Source organism: Streptomyces marincola, from assembly GCF_020410765.1.
Lineage (GTDB): Bacteria > Actinomycetota > Actinomycetes > Streptomycetales > Streptomycetaceae > Streptomyces > Streptomyces marincola.
In genome coordinates, this window is sequence record NZ_CP084541.1 from 4,122,197 (window position 1) to 4,144,310 (window position 22,114).

The window sequence follows — 22,114 nt, forward strand, 5'->3', positions numbered from 1 at the left end:
GCGCGAGCTCCTACAGTCGGGCCGCTGTCGGCTCGCTCGCGCCCGGCGCCGGCGGCCCTCCACTTCGGCGACGTGACCACCGACCAAGCGGAAGGCCCCCTCGCCCGCGGTGATCGTGGCGTACGGTAGCCTGCCGCTCACGGGCCGAGTCGACGGCTCGTCAGTCCACTGGGGGGTGGCATGAGGCGCATGCGGCGGCGGACGATAGTCGGCTTGGCGGCTCTTGGGCTCGTGGGAGCCGCGGCAGCCGTACTGCCCGCGATGCTGGAGGACCCGGATCCGCTGGGGGATCGTTGTCGCGGCACGCTTCCGGTGGAGAAGGCTGGCGAGGTGCTGGGCGCGAGCCCGAGCGACCTCGGCGTGGCGGACGGCAGCCGTGATCCGATGCTCGCCCGGAGTGTCAATTACTGGTGTACCGTCCAGGAACACGGTGTCGACCCGCACGACGTGCCGTCGTTGTCCATCGACGTCACGGACGTGTTCCAGGACCCGGGCCTGGACCCGTCGAGTGCGGACACCGCTCCGCTGGGACACGGCTGGATCGGCTCGCACCGCACCGGCCACACCACCATGCTGCTGTCCTGCCCTGGCACCGTGAGCGGGGGCGGCCTTCTGGTGCACGTCGAGCACCATCCGGTGAGCATGTCGCGGTCGGAGCTCGATGCCCCGCCGGACGAGGAGGATGTGCGGTTCGCCGCAGTGGCGGCCGATATCGCGACCGCGGTGGGTGAGGAATGGAACTGCACCGGCGCGCCGGGGCGGAGGCCTACGACGCTGGAGTCCAGCAGCACAAGTCGCCGCCCGCCCGCGGAGGCGTCGGGGACATGCGCGGGTCTGCCTGCCGAGCAGCTGGTCGACGCCGGCGTCACCGCCGTCACCGAAGGGCCCGCGGGCCAGGGCATCGCCGAGACCTGCCGACTCCACCTGGGCGACGATGTCATCGACCTGCACGCGGCCTACGGCCCCATCGACCACCCATGGGGGCGGAGTGAGCCGCCGCTCGACTCGGCCACAGCCACCTGCCCCAGCCCGCTGAACTCCGCGCGTTACGTCGCCACGAGCCGGGACGAGCAGATTTCCGACTGGCTGTCCGACACCCTCGACGCCTTCGCGGTGGCGTCAGCCGAACGCCACGACTGCGACATCCCCGAGATACGCGCCACTGCGCCCAGGTAGGAGCCGGCGTCGCGGAAGGCGGCCGGCCCGGCCGGTGACGTCGTCGCGTGCGCGGGGCTGCGCGAGCCGTCGCGTTCAGCGCCTCGGCGGCTCCGGCAGGTCGAGGCGGACAGGACCGCACCCAAGGCGTGCGCCCTCCCCGGTGACGTAGCCGGGAAGGAGTGCCCGAACCTGGTCGATGTCCCCGTGTTCGTGCCTGACGAGAAACACCGCTTCGCGGCTGCGGTTGTGCTGTCCTTCGGGGCAGGGGACGCGGATGTAGGCGCGCTGGGGGGTGATCTGTCCGTGGCCCTCAAGCCGACGGCCGGCATCGAACGTCTCGCCGTCGCCGTAGTCCCCGGGCGGCGGCAGCAGTTCCAGCAGGGCTGGGTCGGTCAGGGTCGTCAGCCGGAAGCGCGGGTTGCCGAAGTCGGAGCCGACCTCGCAGGTGCGCAGGCCGGCGTCGTCGTTGGCCGTGAGGCGTTCGAGCCCCGGCACGAAATCGGGATGCGACTCGGGCCGGTTCAGACCCTCGATGCCGCACAGGGCGCCGGGGTCGAGTTCCCGCTCCGCGGGCAGGTCGGGCAGGTCGGCCGGTGAGGTGTCCGGGGCGTCGCAGCCCCACGCGCGCATCGCGGCATCGGCGACGTCGGAGACCGCGCGGGCCATCAGGTCGCGCTGCTCCGTGCTGGTGGGCTCCTGCCGCCACATGCCCCGGGTGATGTCCACGACGGCCGGGCCCAACGTATTGCCCACGCAGGTGGACGGGATGCTCTGCCACGCCTCCGACGTGGCGGCCATGCCCACGCCGTCGCCGGGGCTTCGCCAGACCGTCATCTCCGGCCGTATGAAGTCGTGCATCCAGTCCAGCGGATCGAGCATGCCCGCGATGTCGCGGTCATCCCCGGGGGCATGCACCCGGATGTGCACGTCCATCCTGCCGCGCAGCGTGCACCGGGCGTCGACAGGAGTCACGGACGGCTCGGTCTCGTGCGCCTGCACGTCGCCTCCGCCGACGAGCGCCTCGGCGTCCTCGCGGTCGATCGCGCCCCAGCACACCCGCTCATCCCCCCAGGGGAGCGCACCGGTGCTCCAGGCTGTCGCGCCGCTCCCGACCAGCACACCGGCCAGTACGGCCGCCGCCCACGGCGCCGCCCGGCGCAGCGGGATCCGCCATCTCCCGGCCCGCTGCTGAACAGGTTCCGGAGGGGGCGTTGCGGTGGGCGACTCGCCCCCGGCCTCGGCACCCGAAGTCATGACTCCCCCTTGTCATCGCCCCGTTACCGTGATGATGGTATCCCTTGCGTGCCCGGCCGGCTCGACAGGTGTCCCCGAACGTAGTCGGCTGAGCCGGTACTTCGCGTGGACGATTGTGGCGGCCGCAAGCCGGCCGCACGAGCACTCGACCTGCGGGGCGCGTCCGCCTTCCTCGCCACAACCCGCTTGGCCTGTCCCGCACGATGGCCAGTCTCCGAAACCTGGCCATCGGCCGCCATCGGCACGCACCGGCGACGACACAGAGCCACCCTTTTTGCAGTTCCGGAAGAACCGCTTTCTCCCGCGAGGGCCGGTCAGTAGGCTGTGGCGGTAATTCGTCGACATCCATGTCTCTCGGCCTTACTCTTCCACGGCGGAGCGGATGGGTGCGCCCGCGAGGTTGTACCGGCATTGCGGGAGTCAGGGGGTGTGGGGTGAACGGCACGACTGTGCCGTCGCGGATCGGTCCGTACCTCGTCGAGCGGCGGCTCGGTGCAGGGGGGATGGGAGAGGTCTACCTCGCCTACTCGGTCGCCGGGGAACCGGTCGCTGTGAAGGTGATCCGACCCGACCGTACGGATCCGCACACGCGCGCCCGGTTCGAACGCGAAGCGGCGATCGCGCGTACGATCTCGGGCACGGGCCGCGTGGCCCGTTTCATTGAGGCGGACCCGTTCGCCGAGCAGCCGTGGCTGGCCATGGACTACGTCCCCGGCCGCCCTCTCTCCGATGTCGTGCAGGACCAAGGTGCGCTGTCCGCGCCACTCGTGGCGAGCCTTGGTGCGCTGCTGGCTGAAGGACTTGCCGCGGTGCACTCAGCGGGCCTGGTGCATCGCGACCTGAAGGCGCAGAACGTCGTTCTCGGGAACTTCGGCCCGGTGATCATCGACTTCGGACTCGGTGCCTTCGTCGGGGCATCCAAGGGGTCGCTCACGCAGGCCGGCGTGGTCATCGGCACCGTTCGCTGCATGCCGCCCGAGCAGGCCCTGGGCGAGCTGGGTGTGACGCAGGCTGCCGACGTGTACGGCCTGGGCACCGTACTGCTGTACGCGGCAACCGGGCACTACCCGTACGACGGCGCCCGGTGGGAGGCGGTTGCCGCGCAGGTGGTCAACCCTGAGATCAGCCCCGATCTGTCCGGGCTGCCCGATGGACTGATGCCTATCGTGAAGGCCATGCTGGCGCACAAGGCGGACGAACGCCCCTCCCTGGAGGAGGTGACCCGGCAGTGTGCCGACCTCATGCGCCTCTTGGGTACGAGTCCGGCTCGTGCACGGCGCGCCCTGATCCAGGAGACGACTGCGCAGGACCACCCCACGATGGTGCAGCCACAGCCTGACGCGCCGATGCTGGATCGGCTCGACTCCCTTGAGAGGCTGCTGCGCGAGGAGTCGGCCTTTTCCGGAAGGGAAACCCCAGACCAGCCACCCGGCGGAGAATCCGGTCAGGGAAACACGGCCGAGAGTTCACTTCCGGCCGTACTCGTGTCCGCGCAGCGGCCTGAGCCCGGGACCGGCAGCCCGGCCGAGTCCGGACAGCGAAGGGAGCGTCCCCCCGCTTCCCTGCGGGTCGCGGAGAAGTTGCGCGCGCGCTACGCGGCGGGGCCGACGCTCACCTGGCCGAAGCGCTGAGCCGCTGCCATCCTTCCGTCGGCAACGCCGGTCGGGGGCGGTGCAGGGGGCGAGAAACACCACCCCGCATCTCGCCGGCAACCGCCTCATCAGTTGGCCACTTCAGGCCCTGCACGAGCACACTGCACACCACGAGCACTCAGTCCACAGAGGAGCACCACGTGACCACGGCGATGCAGCCCGAGGTTCCCGAGGCGCGCGACGCCGATGCGGCGCAGTCCGCGTACCTGGCCGGTTCCAGGCCGGCCTTCGCCCCTGGCGCCCAGGTTCGCATCCGTCACGAGCAGTGGCTCGTGAAGTCCGTCGCGGAGTCCCGTGACGGGTTCCTGGTCGAGGTCAGCGGGGTTTCCTCTTTCGTCCGTGGCACGGATGCGATCTTCTACTCCGGGCTTGACCAGATCGACGTACTCGATCCGCGCAAGACCCGACTCGTGCCCGACGACACTTCCAAGCACGCCAAAGCCCGCCTCCACCTGGAGGCGGTCATCCGCAAGACCGCGTTGCCGCAGACCGAGCATGGCCTCGCACTCGCCGACTCCTTCCTCATGGACCGGCAGGAGCATCAACTGCGCCCCGCCGAGCTGGCGCTGTCGATGCGCAACCCGCAGCCCCGGCTCCTCATCGCCGACGTGGTCGGCCTGGGCAAGACACTGGAAATCGGCATCACGCTCGCGGAGCTGATCCGGCGGGGACGTGGCGAGCGCATTCTCGTGGTCACGCCCGCCCACGTGCTGGAACAGTTCCAGCGCGAACTGTGGACCCGTTTCTCTCTGCCGCTGGTTCGTCTTGACTCCACCGGCATCCAGCGCATCCAGCAGGAGATTCCGGCGGGTCGGAACCCGTTCGCCCACTTCAAGCGGGTCATCGTCTCCGTCGACACCCTCAAGTCGGCGACCTACGCCCACCACCTGGAGAACATCACCTGGGACGCGGTGGTCATCGACGAGTCGCACAACGTCGTGAACAAGGGCACCCGCAACAACCGCCTCGCCCGCCGCCTCGCCGAGCAGACCGATGCGCTGATCCTGGCCTCCGCCACTCCGCACAACGGTGACGCCGAGTCCTTCGCCGAGCTCATCCGAATGCTCGATCCCGCGGCGATCGCCGACCCCAAGGACTACAAGGTCGCCGCCCTCGACCACCTCTACATCAGGCGCACCAAAACCGACCGAGAGGTGCGCGACGGTCTCAAGGACAAACCCTGGGCCGAACGCGGCGACTCACTGCCGGTGCCGGCTCCGGCGACGCCGAAGGAGGTCGCCGTCCTGGAGAAGCTGGCGAGCGAGTGGACCCCGGGGGACCCCAACCGTTCGTCGGTCTGCGCCGATCCGCTGGTCGGCTACAACTTCCTGAAAGCCTTCCTCTCCTCCCACGTCGCCCTGCGAAAATCCCTCGCCAAGCGCCGCGAGTACCTGGACGACCCGAAGCGCCGTATGGCGAGGGGCAAGAGCAAGGCCGCGGCGGACACCTCCGAGCGCCGCGCCGCTCTGGCCGCCGAGAGCGCGGCCCTCGCAGAACTGGAAGCACTGGTCGCGGACTTCACCGACCAGGACTCCGCCAAGCTCGATGCCCTCGTGCGCACCCTGAAGGATGACCTCGGCGTCGGCCCGCGCTCCGAGCGCCGCGTCGTGATCTTCTCCGAGCGGGTCGACACCCTGGACTGGCTGGCCCAGGTGGTCCCGGCGCGGCTCGGTTTTACGAAGAACCAGGCGAAGGCCGACAAGACGCGTCCGTGGAAGGTGTACGGGGGAGCCGTCGAGGTCATGCACGGGGACACCACCAATGACCAGCAGCAGCAGGAGATCGTCGACCGCTTCGGCCGACGTGATGAGCCGGTGCGCCTGCTGTTCACCGGTGACATCGCCTCCGAGGGGGTCAACCTGCACCACCAGTGCCACGACCTCATCCACTACGACCTTCCCTGGTCCCTCATCCGCATCGAGCAGCGGAACGGGCGCATCGACCGCTACGGGCAGGCGGTCAGCCCCGAGTTCAGGGCACTCTCCCTCATCGCCGACGTGCCATGGCGGCGTGACGAGGAGAGCGGCGAGATGCTCACGCTCGACGACCGGCTCGTCGGCACCCGCCTGCTGCGGCGCGAGGCCCAGGCGCACGAGATCGAGACCGGTGAGGGAAGCGCCGAGGCCGTCACCGGCCTCTACAACGACAAGAAGGAGGAGGACCGCCTCACCCGCGATCTCATCAAGGGCGGCACCGTCGAACGCTCCATCAAGCAGTCCCAGCAGGAGGCCGGCGGGCTGCTCGCAGGACTTCTCGCCGGCGCCAACGCCAGGCTCGCCGACTCGGCCGCGGCTCCCGCCATTCTCGGCACGGCCCCGGTGCCCGAGGCCGATGTGCCTCACGTCTTCGCCGACACCAAGGCGTATTTCCACGCCGCCATGGACCTGATCTATCCGCAGGCCGAACGCGAAGCACTCGACTGGAGACCCGAGACGGCCCATGGCCGGATCGAGTTCACCCCTCCCGATGACCTTCAGTACCGATTCCGGGAGCTGCCGAAGTCGTACCTGGATCAGGAGAAGATCCTCACCACATCCAAGTACGACGGCACGCTGCGCATCACATTCGACAAGCAGTACGCCGCCGACCGGCTGGAAGCCGCTCGCAACGCCAAGCAGGGGAAGACCGACCAGCCGACCTCCCAGTGGCCCAACGTCTCCTATGTCTCCGACATTCACCCCGTGCTCGACTGGGTGACGGACAAGGTCCTCGCCAAGCTCCGGTATGACGAGGCGTTCGTCCTCGCCTACCGGCCCGACCCTGTCAGGGCCGAACGGATCGACGCCCGCCTGCCCGCAGCCCTGACCGGCCCGGTCTACCTCCTTCAAGGGGTCTACTCCAACGCGGCGGGCAAGCCCACGGTCGTGGAATGGATGGCCGTCACCGGTCTCGCCGAGTCCGCTCCCCGGGTCTGGCGGATGGACTCGGCGTTCCTCGCGGCCTGCGGCGTCGGGCCCGACATGCCCGGCCGCGGGCGGCCCGTCGATCTCGACCTCCTTCAAAACCTCGTTCCCGCAGCCGTCGACGCGGCTGAGACCCATATGCGCGAACGCCGGTCCGACTACGACAAGCAGGTCGACCGCTACCTGGCCCCTTACGAGGACCGCGTGCAGGTCTGGGAGCAGGGGGCTTTGATCGCCGTCGGCAACCAGCAGCAACGCCGCAAAGAGGTGTACGACACCGCTGCTCGCCGCCGCGACCTCGTACGCCGCCTGCGCACCGAGGGCGACCCGATGCTGCGGGTCCTCGGCGTCCTCGAACCCCTTCACACCCCCACCTCGTACGCCGCGCACAATGAGGAGCCCGCACGATGAGCTACACGTACGACTCCTTCGCCAACCGCGGCGAGTACCTCTCCGCCCACTACTTCAGCGAGGAATTGCAGAACACCCTCAAGAGGAGCAAGGCCGGCGAGGAAGGCCTGTTCACGGCATGGACCAGCCGCGAGACAGACCCGCATGACCCGCGGATCACACCACGTGAACTCCTGCCCCGGCTCCGGGGTGAGTACCAGGCCGCCACACGCCCCTTCCTCGCCTCCCGCGCCGCGCAGGGCGATTCTGGAAGCACCTTCGACGACCCGACGGGGGAGTGGGCCGAGCGCATCACCACCTGGCACACCGCTGTCCTCAAGGCCCTCGGCTACGGTGACCGGCCCGAGCCGGTCACCGTGCACAACGCGGGCAGGGACTACGCAGTGCACGTCGCCTGGCACGGAGATGGCATCGTCGCTCTCGACTGTGGCTGGACCGCCACTCTGGACGACGCCCTCGATCCTGAGAAATCGGGACGGCTTCTTCACCCCCTCAAGACCGCTGACGGCCTTCTCGAAGTCGGTGAGAAGTTGGCGGACTGGCTCTTCCAGAGCGAACTGCACGAGCCCGGCGGCGACGCGCCCCGGTTCATCCTGCTGCTCTGCGGTGGCGTGATCGTCCTGGCCGACCGCAACGCCTGGCCCGAAGGCCGCTACCTCGCCGCCGGCCTGGACGCGGCCCTCGCCCGGAACGACACGACGAAGACAGGCGAACTCGCCCTCCTCGCCGCTCTCTTCTCCCGCGACATGCTCGCTCCCCGCCCGGACGGCAAGGGCCGACGCATCGATGACCTGCTCAAGGCGTCCCGGGACAACGCCGTCGGCGTCAACTTCGAGCTTCGCAAGGGGCTCCATCGCTCGGTCGAGATCATCGCGAACGAGGTGCTGGCCCGCCTGCGAGAGGCAGGCGTCGAGCCGCGGGAGATCGAGGACCTCAAGAAGGGCCCGTTCGCCAAACAACTCACCCGCGAATCGCTGCGCTACCTCTACCGCGTTCTCTTTCTCCTGTACGCCGAGGCCCGCCCCGAGCTCGGCATCCTGCCCGCCGACGACTCCACCTACGAGGCCGGCTACTCGGTCGCTCGGCTGCGCGAGCTGGTGGCGCGCGACCGCAAGCTGGTCGACGAGGACAGCCGGGGCGGCTTCCATCTCCACGCCTCTCTCGACGTCCTCTTCAACAAGGTCAATTACGGCCACCGCCCGCACGGCACCGAGGCAGAGGACAACAAGCCCGCCGGCCAGCGCAGCGAACAGCGTGGCCTGCGCTTCGAGCCGCTACGCAGCGAGCTGTTCGACCCGAAGGCGATCACCCTCATCGGTACGCGTGTCCTGGACCCCCGGTGGGACGAGGACGGAGACGAGCAGCCGCGGTGGCTGGACCTGCGGCTGCGCAACGAGGCCCTGCACCAGGTGCTGCGCCTGCTGACCATGAAGGAGGCAGGCCAGAAGGGCCGGCAGGGCGGGTTCATCTCCTACCGCAACCTCGGCATCAACCAGCTCGGCGCCGTCTACGAAGGCCTGATGTCCTACAGCGGGATCATCGCCGAGGAGGAGCTGGCCGAGGTCGCCAAGCCCGGCGCGGGGAAGGGCGGCAGGCAGTACGGCGACCCGGAGAAGGGCTCCTGGCTCATCCCCGCCGACCGGCTGAACGACTACCCGGAGAACACGCACGTTGTGTATTCCGCGCAGGACACCGAACAGTACGGGCTCCGCGGCCCCAAGAAGTACGTCCCGGGCACGTTCGTCTATCGCCTGGCCGGCCGTGACCGCGAGACATCCGCCTCGTACTACACCCCTGAGTCCCTCACGAAAGTCACCGTCGAGCTGGCGCTGAAACACCGCCTCGACCAGGAGAAGGACGCCGACGGCAACACGGTCCGGACACGGGCGAGTGAACTGCTCCGCTACACGATCTGCGAACCGGCCCTGGGCTCCGGCGCGTTCCTCAACGAGGCGATCAACCAGGTCGCGGAGGAGTACCTCAAACGCCGCCAGGAGGAACTGGGCGTCAATCTGGACACATCGAAGACGCTCGACGCCAAGCAGAAGGTGAAGGCGTACATCGCCCTTCACAACGCGTACGGGATCGACCTGAACGCCACGGGCGTGGAGCTCGCCGAGGTGTCGCTGTGGCTCAACACCATGCACCCCGGCATGCGCGCCCCCTGGTTCGGTCTCCACTTGCGACGTGGCAACTCGCTGATTGGCGCGCGCCGTTGGGTGTACGAGGCGGAGCGCATCAAGAACGAGCGGACCATCGGCGGGCAGACGCCGACCAAGCTGCCGTTCCGGGCACCGGAGAACGGCGCGGAGCAGCCGCTTCCGGACGGGGCGGTGCACCAGTTCCTTCTGCCCACCCCCGGCTGGGGCGCGGTCGCCGGAGCGAGCGGAGACGCGAAGAAGCTCGTCGAGCAGCTCGCCGGACCGCAGGTGGAGAAGCTGAAGGCGTGGAAAAGCGGCATCAAGGCGAAACCGAAGGTCACGGGCGGCAAGAGCAGCCAGCTCGCCCGACTCCAGGCCGCGGCGAGCCGAGTCGAGTTCCTGTGGAAGCTCGTCGCCAAGCGCATGGAACTGAGCGAACGGGAAATCGCCCGCACCATCGACGTGTGGGGTACCGACCGCGAGGAGGACGCGTCGGAGTACGCCTTCCTTCGCCGCGACAAGCAGAACGACGATCAGAGCCTGCCACTGACCAAGGAGCGCGTCTTCAAGGACCTCTTCGAGGCGGAGGGGTCGCCGTACTGGCGGCTCAAGCAGGTCATGGACGCGTGGTGCGCACTGTGGTTCTGGCCACTGGACAAGGTGGGACTGCTGGACGGCACGGACGCGGAGTACGACACGGTCCCGGTGGTGACGGCCCAGGCGGGGGCCGACCTGGAAGCGCTGATCTCGTCGGTGGCCGGGCAGGCTGCCGAGGACGGGCAGCCGCTCGTCTCCGAGCCGACGCCCGCGCCCCGGTTCGTCGAGAACGCTCTGCTCTTCGCCATGGACGGTGACCAGATGTCCTTGGGCGAGAGTGGAGACGATGACGGACTCGTGGAGAAGAAGCAGGTCGGGAAGGCTCGCTCCTCATCTGCGCCCAAGAAGGCCCAGGGGCCGGTACGCCGCCGCGACATCATTCCGCTCACGGACATGGACGACTGGCTCGACTTCCTGGAGTCCATGGTGGGCACGGGCCCGGTACCGGAGAACACCTTTGCCACGACCGTCGACTCTCTCAAGGAGCTGGAAGCTCTCGAAGACCTGATCCAGGCCGAGATGGGAATGGACGAAGCGCGCAAGGCGGTCGAGACCCGCTACCCGTGGATGCGCGTCGTCCGCGACATCGCCGCGGAACAGGGCTTCCTGCACTGGGAGCTGGACTTCGCGGGCGTCTTCTCCGGCGAGGCGGGTGGGTTCGACCTTCAGGTGGGTAACCCGCCCTGGGTGCGGCCGGAGTGGAAGGAGAACCCGGTCTTCGCCGAGCACGAGCCGTGGTTCATGCTCACGGAGAAGCCGAAGGCCGAGGAGAAGAACCGGCGGCGGAATGCCGAGCTCGCCCGCGAGCAGGTGCAGGAGTACCTGCTCGGCGAGGCGACCACCACGGTGGCGATGGCGAGCTACCTCTCGTCGTCGACCGTCTATCCACTGATCTCTGGGAGCCAGCCGGACCTGTACCGGGCGTTCATGTGCGAGGTGTGGGACCACGCGGCGAGCGACGGAACAGCCGGGATGGTTCACCCTGACACGCACTTCACAGGAGACAAGGAAGCCGCTCTGCGGGCAGCGGCATACCGGCGGCTGCGCGTGCACGGAGACTTCGTCAATGCGGGCAACCGCTTCTTCCCGCCGCCAGTGGGGCGGTCCAGTCACTTCGGCGTGCACATCTACGGGGGCGAAGGGGAGATCTCCTTCGACTCGTTGTCGTGGCTCTTCAGCGTCGACTCGCTTCGACTGTCTGCCTCCGCCGAGGATGCCGATGCGGCCCCTGGCGTGAAGTATGAGGGCAGCTGGGACGAACGCCCCCACCCGAAGCGCGTGGTCCGAGTCACGCCTGACACCCTCAAGCGCTGGCGCCGACTGACACATGATGAAGGGCCCCTGGAGCACACGCGTCTGCTCACGCCGGTGAGCACGGCGGAGGACCCGGCGATCGACGCGCTGGGTAGGTACCCCTTGCGTCTCGGCATGCTGAGCCCGCGAGTCTCCGCTGGCTATCACGAAGGTGGCGCAAAAAAGGCGCAATTCGGCCCAGGCAAGGACCAGCGGCTCATCGACTACAACACCGGTATCGATGGCCAGGAGGACTACCACGCGACGGAGTGGCGCGACGTCATCCTCAAGGGGCCGCAAATCGGCGTTGCCAACCCGATGTTCAAGCAACCCAGCCAGGGCGGCGGCGAGACGCGCGGCCTTGACCCGATGGCGCTTGCGGACGACGCGGTGCCGGAATCGGAGTACCGGCGTGTGGCTCCCCGAGACACGTTCCTGGGCGAGCAGGACAGGTGGCCCGACTGGGATAGATACGAGGCACTGCGCGTCTCCGAGGAGGAGCGCGCGCAAGCGCGGCGCCGGGTCGCGGAGACGCGTGAGGTGAAGCTGGAGGAGGTCGACGACACACAGGTAGAGAAGTACCTGCTTGCCAAGGCGAGCCGTCCACACACCGAGTACTACCGAGTCGCATGGCGGCGTCAGATTGCCCCGGATACAGAGCGAGCCCTGTACGCAGCGTCGATCCCTCCTGGGGTTTCACACATCCACATGGTCCACAGTTTCAGGGGCACGAGCGAGCACTGCACGACACTCAATGCTGGCTTTTGGGCTTCGCTGCCGCTGGACTATCTGCTGCGCACCTCCGGACGCTCAGACCTCCAAGTGGCAGGCGCACGCGCAATGCCGGCACCCCAGGAGAACCACCCCCTGGCCCCCGCCCTCCTCCTCCGCACCTTGCGTCTGAACGCCCTGACCAACGCTTACGCCGACCTTTGGGCGGAGCTCTACGACCCCAAGTGGCTTGGTTACGAACCGTGGGCTGTCACATGGCCCAACCTCACGACCGAGCTGCACGAGGTCACCCCCACCTGGCAGCGCGGCACGCCGCTCCGTACGGAGTACGCCCGTCGCGCCGCATTGGTCGAGATCGATGCGCTTGTCGCTGTATGGCTCGGTATCGACGCGGATACGCTCATCGCCATGTACCGGGCCCGCTTTCCGATCATGCAGGACTTCGACCGGGTGACCTGGTTCGATGCCAACGCGCGGAAGATCGCCGGGGACCGATACACCTACGGCTTCGGCCAGACCAAGGAGCACTGGACCCAGTTCGAAACCTATCTGGCCGCCGCCGGCGCCCCTGAAGAGGACGGAGTTCTCCCGGCCCCGGCCGACGCGGACGCGCTCATCCCCGACGGCTACACCGCGCCCTTCTACAAGGCCAACCGCGAACGTGAGATGCGTGAAGCCCATGCATACTTCACAAAGCGTGTCGACGAGGCTGTGGCGAAAGGTCTTTGGGACCCGGTGAAGATGGAGGTCCCGAGCCGGTGAGGCCGACCCTCGAAGCACAGGGACTCAAGGAGAGCCTGCTCCAGTACCTGTCCACGACGTACGGCCTCGCCGACGAGGGGGCCCGCAAGGCGCTGCACACCTTTCTCGGGAACGAGACGACGGGCATGTTCCGCGGCCCGTACCTGCGGCTGCGCACGCCGTTCACGCCGGCCGAGCGCGGATGGCAGCAGCACCTGGACTGGGCGCGCACCGACGGCTGGACACCGTACGCGCACCAGGCCCGTGCCTTCGCCCGGCTCACCTCGAAGGACGGGCGCTCACCGCAGCCGACTCTTGTGACAACGGGCACGGGGTCCGGCAAGACGGAGTCGTTCCTCTACCCCGTCCTGGATCACTGTGCCCGTGAGCGCGCGGCCGGGAACAACGGAGTCAAGGCGGTCATTCTCTACCCGATGAACGCTCTGGCCTCCGACCAGGCGGCCCGCCTCAACAGGCTGCTCACCGATCACGAGGAGCTGAGCGGCGTACGCGCCGGGCTGTACATCGGGGACAAGGCGGCGACGCACTACGACCGGGTCTACACCCGCCGTCTGGACATGCAACTGTCCCCGCCGGACATTCTGATCACCAACTACAAGATGCTCGATCTGCTTTTGCAGCGTGCTGCCGACGCTCCGCTGTGGGACGGCAGCGACATCCGTTATGTGGTGGTCGACGAGTTCCATACGTACGATGGCGCGCAGGGCACCGACGTGGCCATGCTGCTGCGTCGCCTGGCCATCGCCGTCGGCGCCAGCCGGCCCGGTAGGCCACTCGGCGCGATCACTCCCGTCGCGACCTCCGCCACCCTCGCCTCCGGTACGGGCGAGGACGGGGTACGGCAACTGCTCTCGGTGGCCACCAACATCTTCGGTGTCGAGTTCACCGAGGATGCCATTGTGGGCGAGGACCGGTTGACGGTCGACGAGTTCATGCTCGACGAGTCGATCCCGGACGCGAAGTTTCTTCCCGGCCAGGCCACGCCTCCCGAGACGCTGACCGCTCTGGCGGAGCCGGCATCCAGCCCTGTAGCGCTCGCGGACCTGGCCGAGGCGGTCACCGGGAGCCGTACCACTGATCCGATAGCCCTTGGCGCCGCGCTCAAGCGCAACCGGCTCACGTACGCGGTCCTGAACGCTTTCGACGGCACCGTGCGCACCTACGACGAGGTGCTGGACGTGATGCGCCGCAGCGGGGCGAAGAGCTGGGACGAGGCGATCACGACACGGCCGCAGACCGCCGCGTTGGCGCTGGCCCGCTTTGTCGCCCTGCTGTCCGTGGCGCGTGATCCGGAGGCGCCCACCGGGAGCAAGCGGCCCTTCGTACAGGTCGAGGTGCACCAGTGGGCGCGGTCCGTCACACGGATGCTGCGTGGTGTGTTGCCCTGGCCGAGGGCCGAGTTCGCGTGGGACATGGTCGGAGCGTGGAGCCCACAGCGTGCGACGCCCCACACGACCACCTCGCGCGACACCAAGGTCTTTCTGCCCGCCGTGTACTGCCGCGAGTGCGGGCGGTCCGGATGGTCGGTCCTCGCCCCCGAGTCGGACCTGGAGGAGCTGAGCTTCGAGGCCCACAAAATCCGCCGGGCCACTGTCACCGCCGCCAAGGCCAAGGTGCGCACCCTGGTGGCGGCCACCGACAGCGAGGCCCGTGAGGGCAACGGCCGTACCGGCATGGACCGGGCGGCGCAGAAGTCGCTGACCACCGGCGGCGCCGGCGTGCTCATGGTGCTCGACGGCTCGACCCGTCGCCTGCGCCTGCCCGATCCCCAGGAGGACTACGACGAAGCGGGCGATCCGCGTCCGGCCGGCCCCGACTCGGCCTTCGTCCTGGTCCAGCTCGGCGACACCGCTGAACGGGCCGCCAAGGACGACTGGTGCCCGGCCTGCGGCACGCACAACGCGATCCGCTTCCTCGGTACGGGGCCCGCCGCGCTCGCCGCGGCGTCCGTCACCCAGCTGTTCACCGGCGGGGAGATGGACAAGAAGCAGGGTGAGACGAAGACGTTGATGTTCAACGACTCGGTGCAGGACGCCGCGCACCGGGCCGGCTTCGTTGCCTCCCGGTCGTACACCTTCTCCCTGCGGGCGCTGTTCGCCAAACACCTGAGCGAGCAGCGACCGAGCGCGCTCAACGACCTCGTCGCCGACGTCGTCGCGGCCACCACCGACCGCGAGACGCTCGCCGCCGTGGTGCCACCGGACCTGCACGACGACACGGGCGTGGCGCGTCTGCTGTCGGGCAAAGGCCGCGGTGGTGACAAGAAGACCTGGGACCTGATCGGTGAACGGTTCGCGTTCGAGGCGGTGATGGAGTTCGGCCACCGCTCCCGCAACGGCCGCACTCTGGAGCTGACCCGCACCGCTGCCGCGTGGGTGGACATCCCCGACGAGCAGGCAGCCGTGGCGGTCGTGCGTGCCGCCCATGAGGAGTCCACCCACCGCGGGCTGATCTTCACCGAGCACGACGACGCCCGTTACCTGGTCTTTCTGCGCGGCCTGCTGGACCGGCTGCGCACGCGGGGGGCTGTCGGACACCGGTGGTTGGAGAGGTATCTGGACGAGGCCGGCACCAGCCGTTACTTCATTTGGGGCGGTCGTCCGCGGGGCATGAAGGCCTTCCCCAAGGGCGTCTCCGCCCCGACCTTCCTGCTCGCCCGACCCAAGCAGAGCAGCGAGTTCGACTTCGCCGCCGGGCGTCTGTCCTGGTACCAGACCTGGGCCCAGCGCTGTCTCGACATGCCCCGTGAACAGGCCGACGAGTTCTGGGTGCGGCTACTGCCCCGACTCGTCGACGCCGGATTGCTCGCGGCGCGCACCCCACGCGATACGGCCGTCCGTCTCTACGGCCTTCAACCAGGCGCCGTGTCTCTGCAATTGTTGTCCGACCGCGAGGTCAACGAGGCGTATGTGCGCTGTCCGAAGTGTTTCTGGGAGCAGACGGTTCACCCCTCGCTGCTGAGGCAGTACCACGGGCAGCCGTGCCAGGCGTACCGCTGCACGAATGGGCGTCTCGTCGCAGGTGACCGGTGGCTGGAGACCGTGGACCGGCATGACCGGGACCGCGACTACCGCGACGACTACTACCGCAGCCTCTACCGGCGCGCCGGCACGTACCAGGTCATCACGGCCGAGCACACGGGCCTTCTCTCCCGCGGCAAGCGCGAGCGCGTCGAGGAGGCGTTCCGTGAGGGCAAGGGTTTCAACGATCCCAACGTGCTGTCCTGCACGCCCACTCTGGAGATGGGCATCGACATCGGCGAGCTGTCCGCCGTCGTCCTCGGCGCTCTGCCGCGCCGGCCTGCCAACTATGTCCAGCAGGCGGGCCGGGCCGGCCGCCGTACCGGCAACGCTTTCCTGCTGACCATCCCCGACCGCACTCGCCGTGACCTGTACTTCCTCGACCGGCCACGGGACATGATCGACGGGCGGATCGTACCGCCGGGCTCGTATCTGTCGGCCATCGAGATTCTGCGCCGTCAGTACACCGCACACCTGCTCGACATCGCGGCGCGCGGCCGGCTGCTGCGAGAGGACGGCAAGCCACTGGCCGCGCTGCCGCGCCGGGTCGACGAGCTGTTCGGCCCCTCCGGCTACCTCGCCGACTTCACCGAGGCCGCTCTCGCCCACGGCGATGAACTCGTCTCGGGCTTCCTCGCGCTCTTCCCCACCGGCGTGAGCGACACGGCCCGGGGAGAACTGAGGCGCTACGCGGTCCGGGGCATCCGCAGCGCGATCGAGAAGGCCGAGCGGGAGTGGGAGCGCGAGAACCAGAAGCTGCGTACCCGCATTCGCACGATCCGCTCGGCGATCGACGAGCTCAAGGAAGGCGACGACGAACAGGCTCGTACGAAGGCGGAGTTGGAGGCGGAACTGGGCGCCATCTCGAAGCAGGGCGCCGCGCGTCAGCGCCGGCCCGCTCAAGCCGTGCTGTGCGACCTCGGCCTGCTGCCCAACTATGCCCTCATCGACGCCATGACCGTCCTCGACGCCACCGTGTTCTGGCCCGAGGGCACGACGCCGGAGGGCCGGGACCGCTACAAGTCGAAGTCGTTCTCCTATGGGCGACCGCGCGGCTTCGCCCTTTCCGAGCTCGCCCCCGGCAACACCTTCTACGCCGAGGGCTACAAGCACCGGATCACCGGCATCGACATTGTCACCGGCCGGGACCACGACTGGCGCCACTGGCGCTTCTGCCCCTCGTGCGGCTATGTCCGGACCGAGAACGCCGAGAACGACATCGCACCGTGCCCGCGCTGCGGAGAGACGGGCATCGCGGACTCCGGCAGCCTGCGGCAGATCGTCCAGCCCAGCGTCGTCACCGCCCGTGACAAGCGCGAGGACGCCAGGATCGGCGACGAGAGCGACGACCGCGACCGTCGCTTCTACACCGTCGTCGACATGGTGGACATCGATCCCAAGGACTTCGCCGCCGGCAAGTCCTGGCGGCACACCAAGGAGGTCTTCGGCGTCGACTACACCCGGCGGGCCGTCATTCGTCGCGTCAACACCGGCCCGCTCAGCATCGGCGCCCAGGAGAACGACCAGCTCGCCGGGCGCCCCGTGCGCATCGCGCCGTTCCATGTGTGTACCGCTTGCGGGGCTGCGAGCGCCGACGGACGCCCGGTCTTCGACGACGACCGCGATGCCGTGGACAACTCCGCCAACCGGCAGCGCGAACTCAAGCACCACACTCCCTGGTGCCCGCTGCGACGCGGCAAGAGGGGCGTGCCCCAGGAAGCCGTCCTGCTCGCCCACGAGCTGGAGACCGAGGCCTTGCGCATCCTGCTGCCCGCCGCGACCGTCCTCGTCGAGGAAAAGGTGCATTCCTTCCAGGCAGCGCTGCGACTGGGGGTGGACGACGCCTTCGGCGGAGACCCGCAGCACCTCGACAGCACCCTCGCCACCATGCCGGACCGCGACACCGCGGAGAAGCGTCACTTCCTCGTCCTGTACGACCGCCTCCCGCATGGCACCGGCTACCTCGACCGACTCACCGACCCGGCGGCCTTCCGCCAAGTGCTCGAAGGTGCGCGCCGGCTCCTCGTGGAATGCCCCTGCGACGGGGAGGGCGGGCCGGCCTGCCACCGATGCCTGTACCGCTACGCCGACGAACAGCAGATCGAGCGCGTCTCCCGTCAGGCAGCCATGGAGATCCTCGACGAACTCCTCGGCACCGACACCGACGCCTGGGCCACCAAGCCGGTCGGCAACACCGACCAGATCGGCCTCGACGGTCAGGTCGAGTCCGACCTCGAAGCGCGCTTCCTCAGAGCCCTGCGCGGGTGGGCCGGACAGCGCGCCGACGCCGTTCTGGAAGAGAGCGGCGACAACAGTGCCTACCTGCGTCTGGACGAGTTCGGCACCGTTCATGGGTGGCGTCTGACCGCCCAGCGCAACGAGGGCTTCACCCGTACCGACTTCACCTTCGAACGCACCGACGGCCCCAAGCAGAAGATCACCGTCTACCTGGACGGGCATCGCTACCACGCCACCCGCCGTCACAACCGGCTCGCCGGCGATGCCGAGAAGCGCAACCGGCTTCGCGCGGAGGGACGGACCGTGTTCCAGCTCACGTGGGACGACCTCGCCTTTTTCGAACGAAAGACGAACACGGCGGAATCCTCGGCGAGGCAGGACACGGCCGACCCGGTGTGGCCGCCCTACCCCCGCAGCGCCCAGGCCATCGCGAAACAGCTCCATGCCGAACGTGGGGGCGACGACCTCCAGTCCACGGCCTTCGCCGACCCGATGACCATGCTCCTCGCGTACCTGCGCAGCCCCGACAACGCGGCCTGGGGCAAGCGGGCGTCGGCTCTCGTCGGCGGGCTCCTCATGACCGACAAGGAAATCCTCGTCGGCAACGGCACCCCCGACCAGACCCGCCAGGGACTCGACCGCCTCCTCGACGCCTGGGGCAGCACCGACGGCCTCGACCCGGCCCCCGTCCAGGGCACGGGAACGCTCAACCTGTTCCGGACCCGCGACCAGTCCGCCCTGCCCGTCGCCATTCTCATCGATGGCTCCACCGGCCGCTGGTCCGCCCTGACCTGCCTTGACGACACCACACCCGACCAGCTCGGTACGCCAGAGCACAAGGTTCGCTGGCGCTCGTGGCTCCAGTGGTCCAACGTCCTGCAGTTCATCACCCATGACGGCGGCGACGGCGTCCAACTGACCACCTCCATCGCGGGCCGCTTCGACACCGCGATCCTCAAGGCATTCGGCGGCATCGGGGAACTCAAGTCCCTCGTCGTGCGGTACAGCACCGGCACCCCCGCCCCTCACTCCGCGCCTTCGGTGGCCTCCCGGGACACGCCGCTCGAAGTGGCGCTGCGGGATCTGCTGTGGGACCGGGAGATCCTCGAATACCTCAACGAGGACGAACCCGACGCCCCCCTCACCCGCCTCGCTCACGCCTTGGCCGACGGCGGCAAGAAGGCGCCCGCCTACGGCTACGAGCTCGGCGAACGCGGTTGGCTCGCCGACTTCGTCTGGGACCACGGCGACCTCCGGATCGCCGTCATGGCCGAGCAGCACGATCAGGAGGATGACGAGAGCGACAAGACCTGGAGTGCCTACCGCGACGCCGGGTTCACGATCCGCTCGGCCGACGACTGGCTTGCCGATCTCGACACCCTCCTCGCCGCCCTTCCCGACGCCGACGCCCGTCCCGACTCGGAAGAACAGAGTGCCGCACGATGACCGCACGCCTCAGCCTCTACCAGAAGGCCGAAAACGAGCTCTACAAGATGGACTCGTCGGTCAAGACCAAGTTCTACGACTTCTGCCACCAGTTCCGTCTCAACCCTGATCACCCCAGCCTCGACCTCAAGCCGCTCAAGGGCGATGGCCGGATCTACCGCGCCAAGATCGACCGGTCCTACCGGGCGCTCCTCGCCCGGGCGGGGAGCGGCGCCGACGGTGTGCAGCAATGGCTGATCGTCGCGGTGCGCCACCGCAAGGACGTCTACGAAGAGCTCAGCGTCGCCATCAACCGGATCACCGGCGAGATCGAGTTCGTCGACCTCGGCGTGGTCGGTCAGAGTGTGCTCCAGCGTGCGGGACTCCAGCTCACTCCGTCTCCGGACGGGCAGGGCGAACCGGTGGCGCCCACGCCCGCGCCCGTCGTGGACGAGCAGCCGGCCGTCACCGCCGAACCACTCCTCGTCGGCTGCACCGCCGAGCATCTGCGTCGCCTCGGCGTCGCCGACGCCCTCATCGACCTCGCCCTCAGCATCACCACCGAAGACGAACTCGACCAACTCATCGCCGGTGCCCCGCGCCTGACCGCCGAGGTTCTCACCGGACTCGGCTCCGGCATGTCCGTCGACGAGGTCGAGCGCGAGATCACCCAGCCCGCTTCCACCGAATTGGAACCGGGCTTCGAGAACGACATGGCCACGGCCCTCACCCGCACGGCGGTCACCACGGTCGACGACGACATCCGCAACGTCCTGGCCGAGGGCGACTTCCGTGCCTGGAAGGTCTACCTCCACCCCACACAGCGCAAGATCGTCGAACGCGACTACGGCAACCCCGCCCGAGTCAGCGGCGGACCAGGCACCGGCAAAACCATCGTTGCCCTGCACCGCGTCGCCCGCCTCGCGGCCGCACTGCCCCCCGGTCACGGCAAGCCCATCCTGCTGACCACTTACACCAAGAACCTCACCGCCGACCTTCGTTCCCGGCTCACCTCACTCGTCGACCCGGCACTGCTGAGCCGTATCGACATCAAGCACATCGACCAGCTCGCCCAAAGTGTCCTCAACGAGAACACCGCACCCGGCGCGCAGCGCAGCTTGATCAGCGACGACCGGGCCCTGGACATCCTGCGCGAGGTCCTCTTCGAACACGACGAAAAACGCTGGGACGCCGAGTTCCTCTTCGACGAATGGGAACAAATCGTCCTCGGTCAGTCCCTGGCCACCCGCCAGGACTACTTCAAGGCCCGCCGCGCTGGTATGGGCCGCGCCCTCAACCGACCTGAACGCGCGGCCATCTGGAAGTTGCTCGACCAGTTCACCCTGCGCCTCAACGGCCTGGGCCGGGAGACCTGGGCCCAGGCCGCCGAGCGTGCGGCCCGCTACGAGATGGAACGCGCGCGCAAGATCCAAGCCCGGGCCGCACGCAAGGAGGCCATCGGCGGCGGAGACCTGATCCATTTCGACGACAACAGCTCCGCGATGCGCTACCTCCGTCACCGGTACCGGCACATCGTCGTCGACGAGGCCCAGGACCTCAGCCCGGCCCACTGGAAGATGCTGCGTGCCATGGTGGCGCCCGGCGCGAACGACCTGTTCATCGCCAGCGATACCCACCAGCGCATCTACGACCGGCAGGTCACCCTTTCCACCGTGGGCATCAACATCCGCGGCCGATCCTCGAAGCTGACCCTGAGCTACCGCACCACCCAGGAAATCCTCCACCAGGCTGCCAGGGTCGTCCGCGGGGCCACGTACGACGATCTCGACGACGGCACCGACACCCTCGACGGATACCACTCACTGCTGCACGGCCCATCCCCCGAATACGTCACCTGCGCCGACTGGACCGACGAGATCACCCAGCTCGCGGAGGCGCTCAAGCAGTGGCGCGCGGAGATCACCCAGCCAACCGGGGACGGCACCGTACGCGACCCCAGCGGCACCATGGCCGTCTGCGTCGCCGACGGAGAGATGGCCGGCCGGGTTGCCACCGACCTGGAGACCAAACACGGCATCACCACAGCGATCCTCACCAAGGACGGACCACAGGGCGGCGGCGAGGTGCACATCGGAACGATGCACCGCTTCAAGGGGCTTGAGTTCCAAAGGATCGCGATTGTGGGCGCGTGCGACGGCATCCTCCCGCGCACCGCTCTCATCGAGAAGTACGAGACGACCGACCCCAAGCGGTACGAACGCGAACTCAAGAAGAGCCGCAACCAGCTCTTCGTCGCCACCACCCGAGCTCGCGACACCTTGCGGATTTCCTGGCACGGCAAGCCAAGCCCATTCCTACCGGTGTAGACGCGAACGCACGCTGCGTCGCTGGGACGAAAGCCAGCGCCAAGGGTACGACGGCGGCGGCCGGTACCACGGGCGGAACGCGGGCTGGGTGTGGTCGGGCGGGTAGTGCGCCCCGACACCGGTGCCGCGCTGTACGACCACCCGCGCCGCTGGTCACGCAAGCGAGGCGGCGGGCACCGCATCGTTCGCGAGGACGCCGAG

At 68.6% G+C, this 22,114-nt stretch carries 7 protein-coding genes; 6 read left to right on the plus strand and 1 reads right to left on the minus strand.

Annotation, left to right across the window (positions count from 1 at the left end):
* Positions 1-213: 213 nt before the first annotated feature.
* Complete coding sequence (locus LC193_RS18150) at positions 214-1,176, plus strand: hypothetical protein (protein WP_226075538.1); 963 nt, start codon at positions 214-216, stop codon at positions 1,174-1,176.
* Between the two features lie 75 nt (positions 1,177-1,251).
* Here LC193_RS18150 and LC193_RS18155 read toward each other — a convergent pair whose 3' ends face one another.
* On the minus strand, positions 1,252-2,277 hold the full coding sequence (locus LC193_RS18155) for a hypothetical protein (RefSeq protein WP_226075541.1): 1,026 nt from the start codon (positions 2,275-2,277) through the stop codon (positions 1,252-1,254).
* Between the two features lie 569 nt (positions 2,278-2,846).
* Here LC193_RS18155 and LC193_RS18160 point away from each other — a divergent pair.
* From LC193_RS18160 to LC193_RS18180, 5 genes are all read left to right on the plus strand, one after another.
* Entirely contained in the window at positions 2,847-4,043 is a 1,197-nt protein-coding gene (locus tag LC193_RS18160) for a serine/threonine-protein kinase (RefSeq protein ID WP_226075542.1), read from the plus strand.
* A 161-nt stretch (positions 4,044-4,204) separates the two neighbouring features.
* The gene (locus LC193_RS18165; protein ID WP_226075543.1) at positions 4,205-7,378 is read left to right on the plus strand and encodes a DEAD/DEAH box helicase; all 3,174 of its coding nucleotides are present in this window, start codon (positions 4,205-4,207) and stop codon (positions 7,376-7,378) included.
* Positions 7,375-12,903: a hypothetical protein gene (locus LC193_RS18170; protein WP_226075544.1), complete on the plus strand. Its 5,529-nt coding sequence runs from the start codon at positions 7,375-7,377 to the stop codon at positions 12,901-12,903. The genes LC193_RS18165 and LC193_RS18170 overlap by 4 nt, the downstream gene beginning before the upstream one ends.
* Positions 12,900-19,607 carry a DEAD/DEAH box helicase gene (locus tag LC193_RS18175; RefSeq protein WP_226075546.1) on the plus strand — a complete coding sequence of 2,236 codons (6,708 nt, stop codon included), beginning with the start codon at positions 12,900-12,902 and terminating at the stop codon, positions 19,605-19,607. Before LC193_RS18170 ends, LC193_RS18175 begins: the two co-directional genes overlap by 4 nt.
* Entirely contained in the window at positions 19,604-21,913 is a 2,310-nt protein-coding gene (locus LC193_RS18180) for a UvrD-helicase domain-containing protein (RefSeq protein ID WP_226075548.1), read from the plus strand. Before LC193_RS18175 ends, LC193_RS18180 begins: the two co-directional genes overlap by 4 nt.
* The last annotated feature ends 201 nt before the right edge of the window (positions 21,914-22,114 follow it).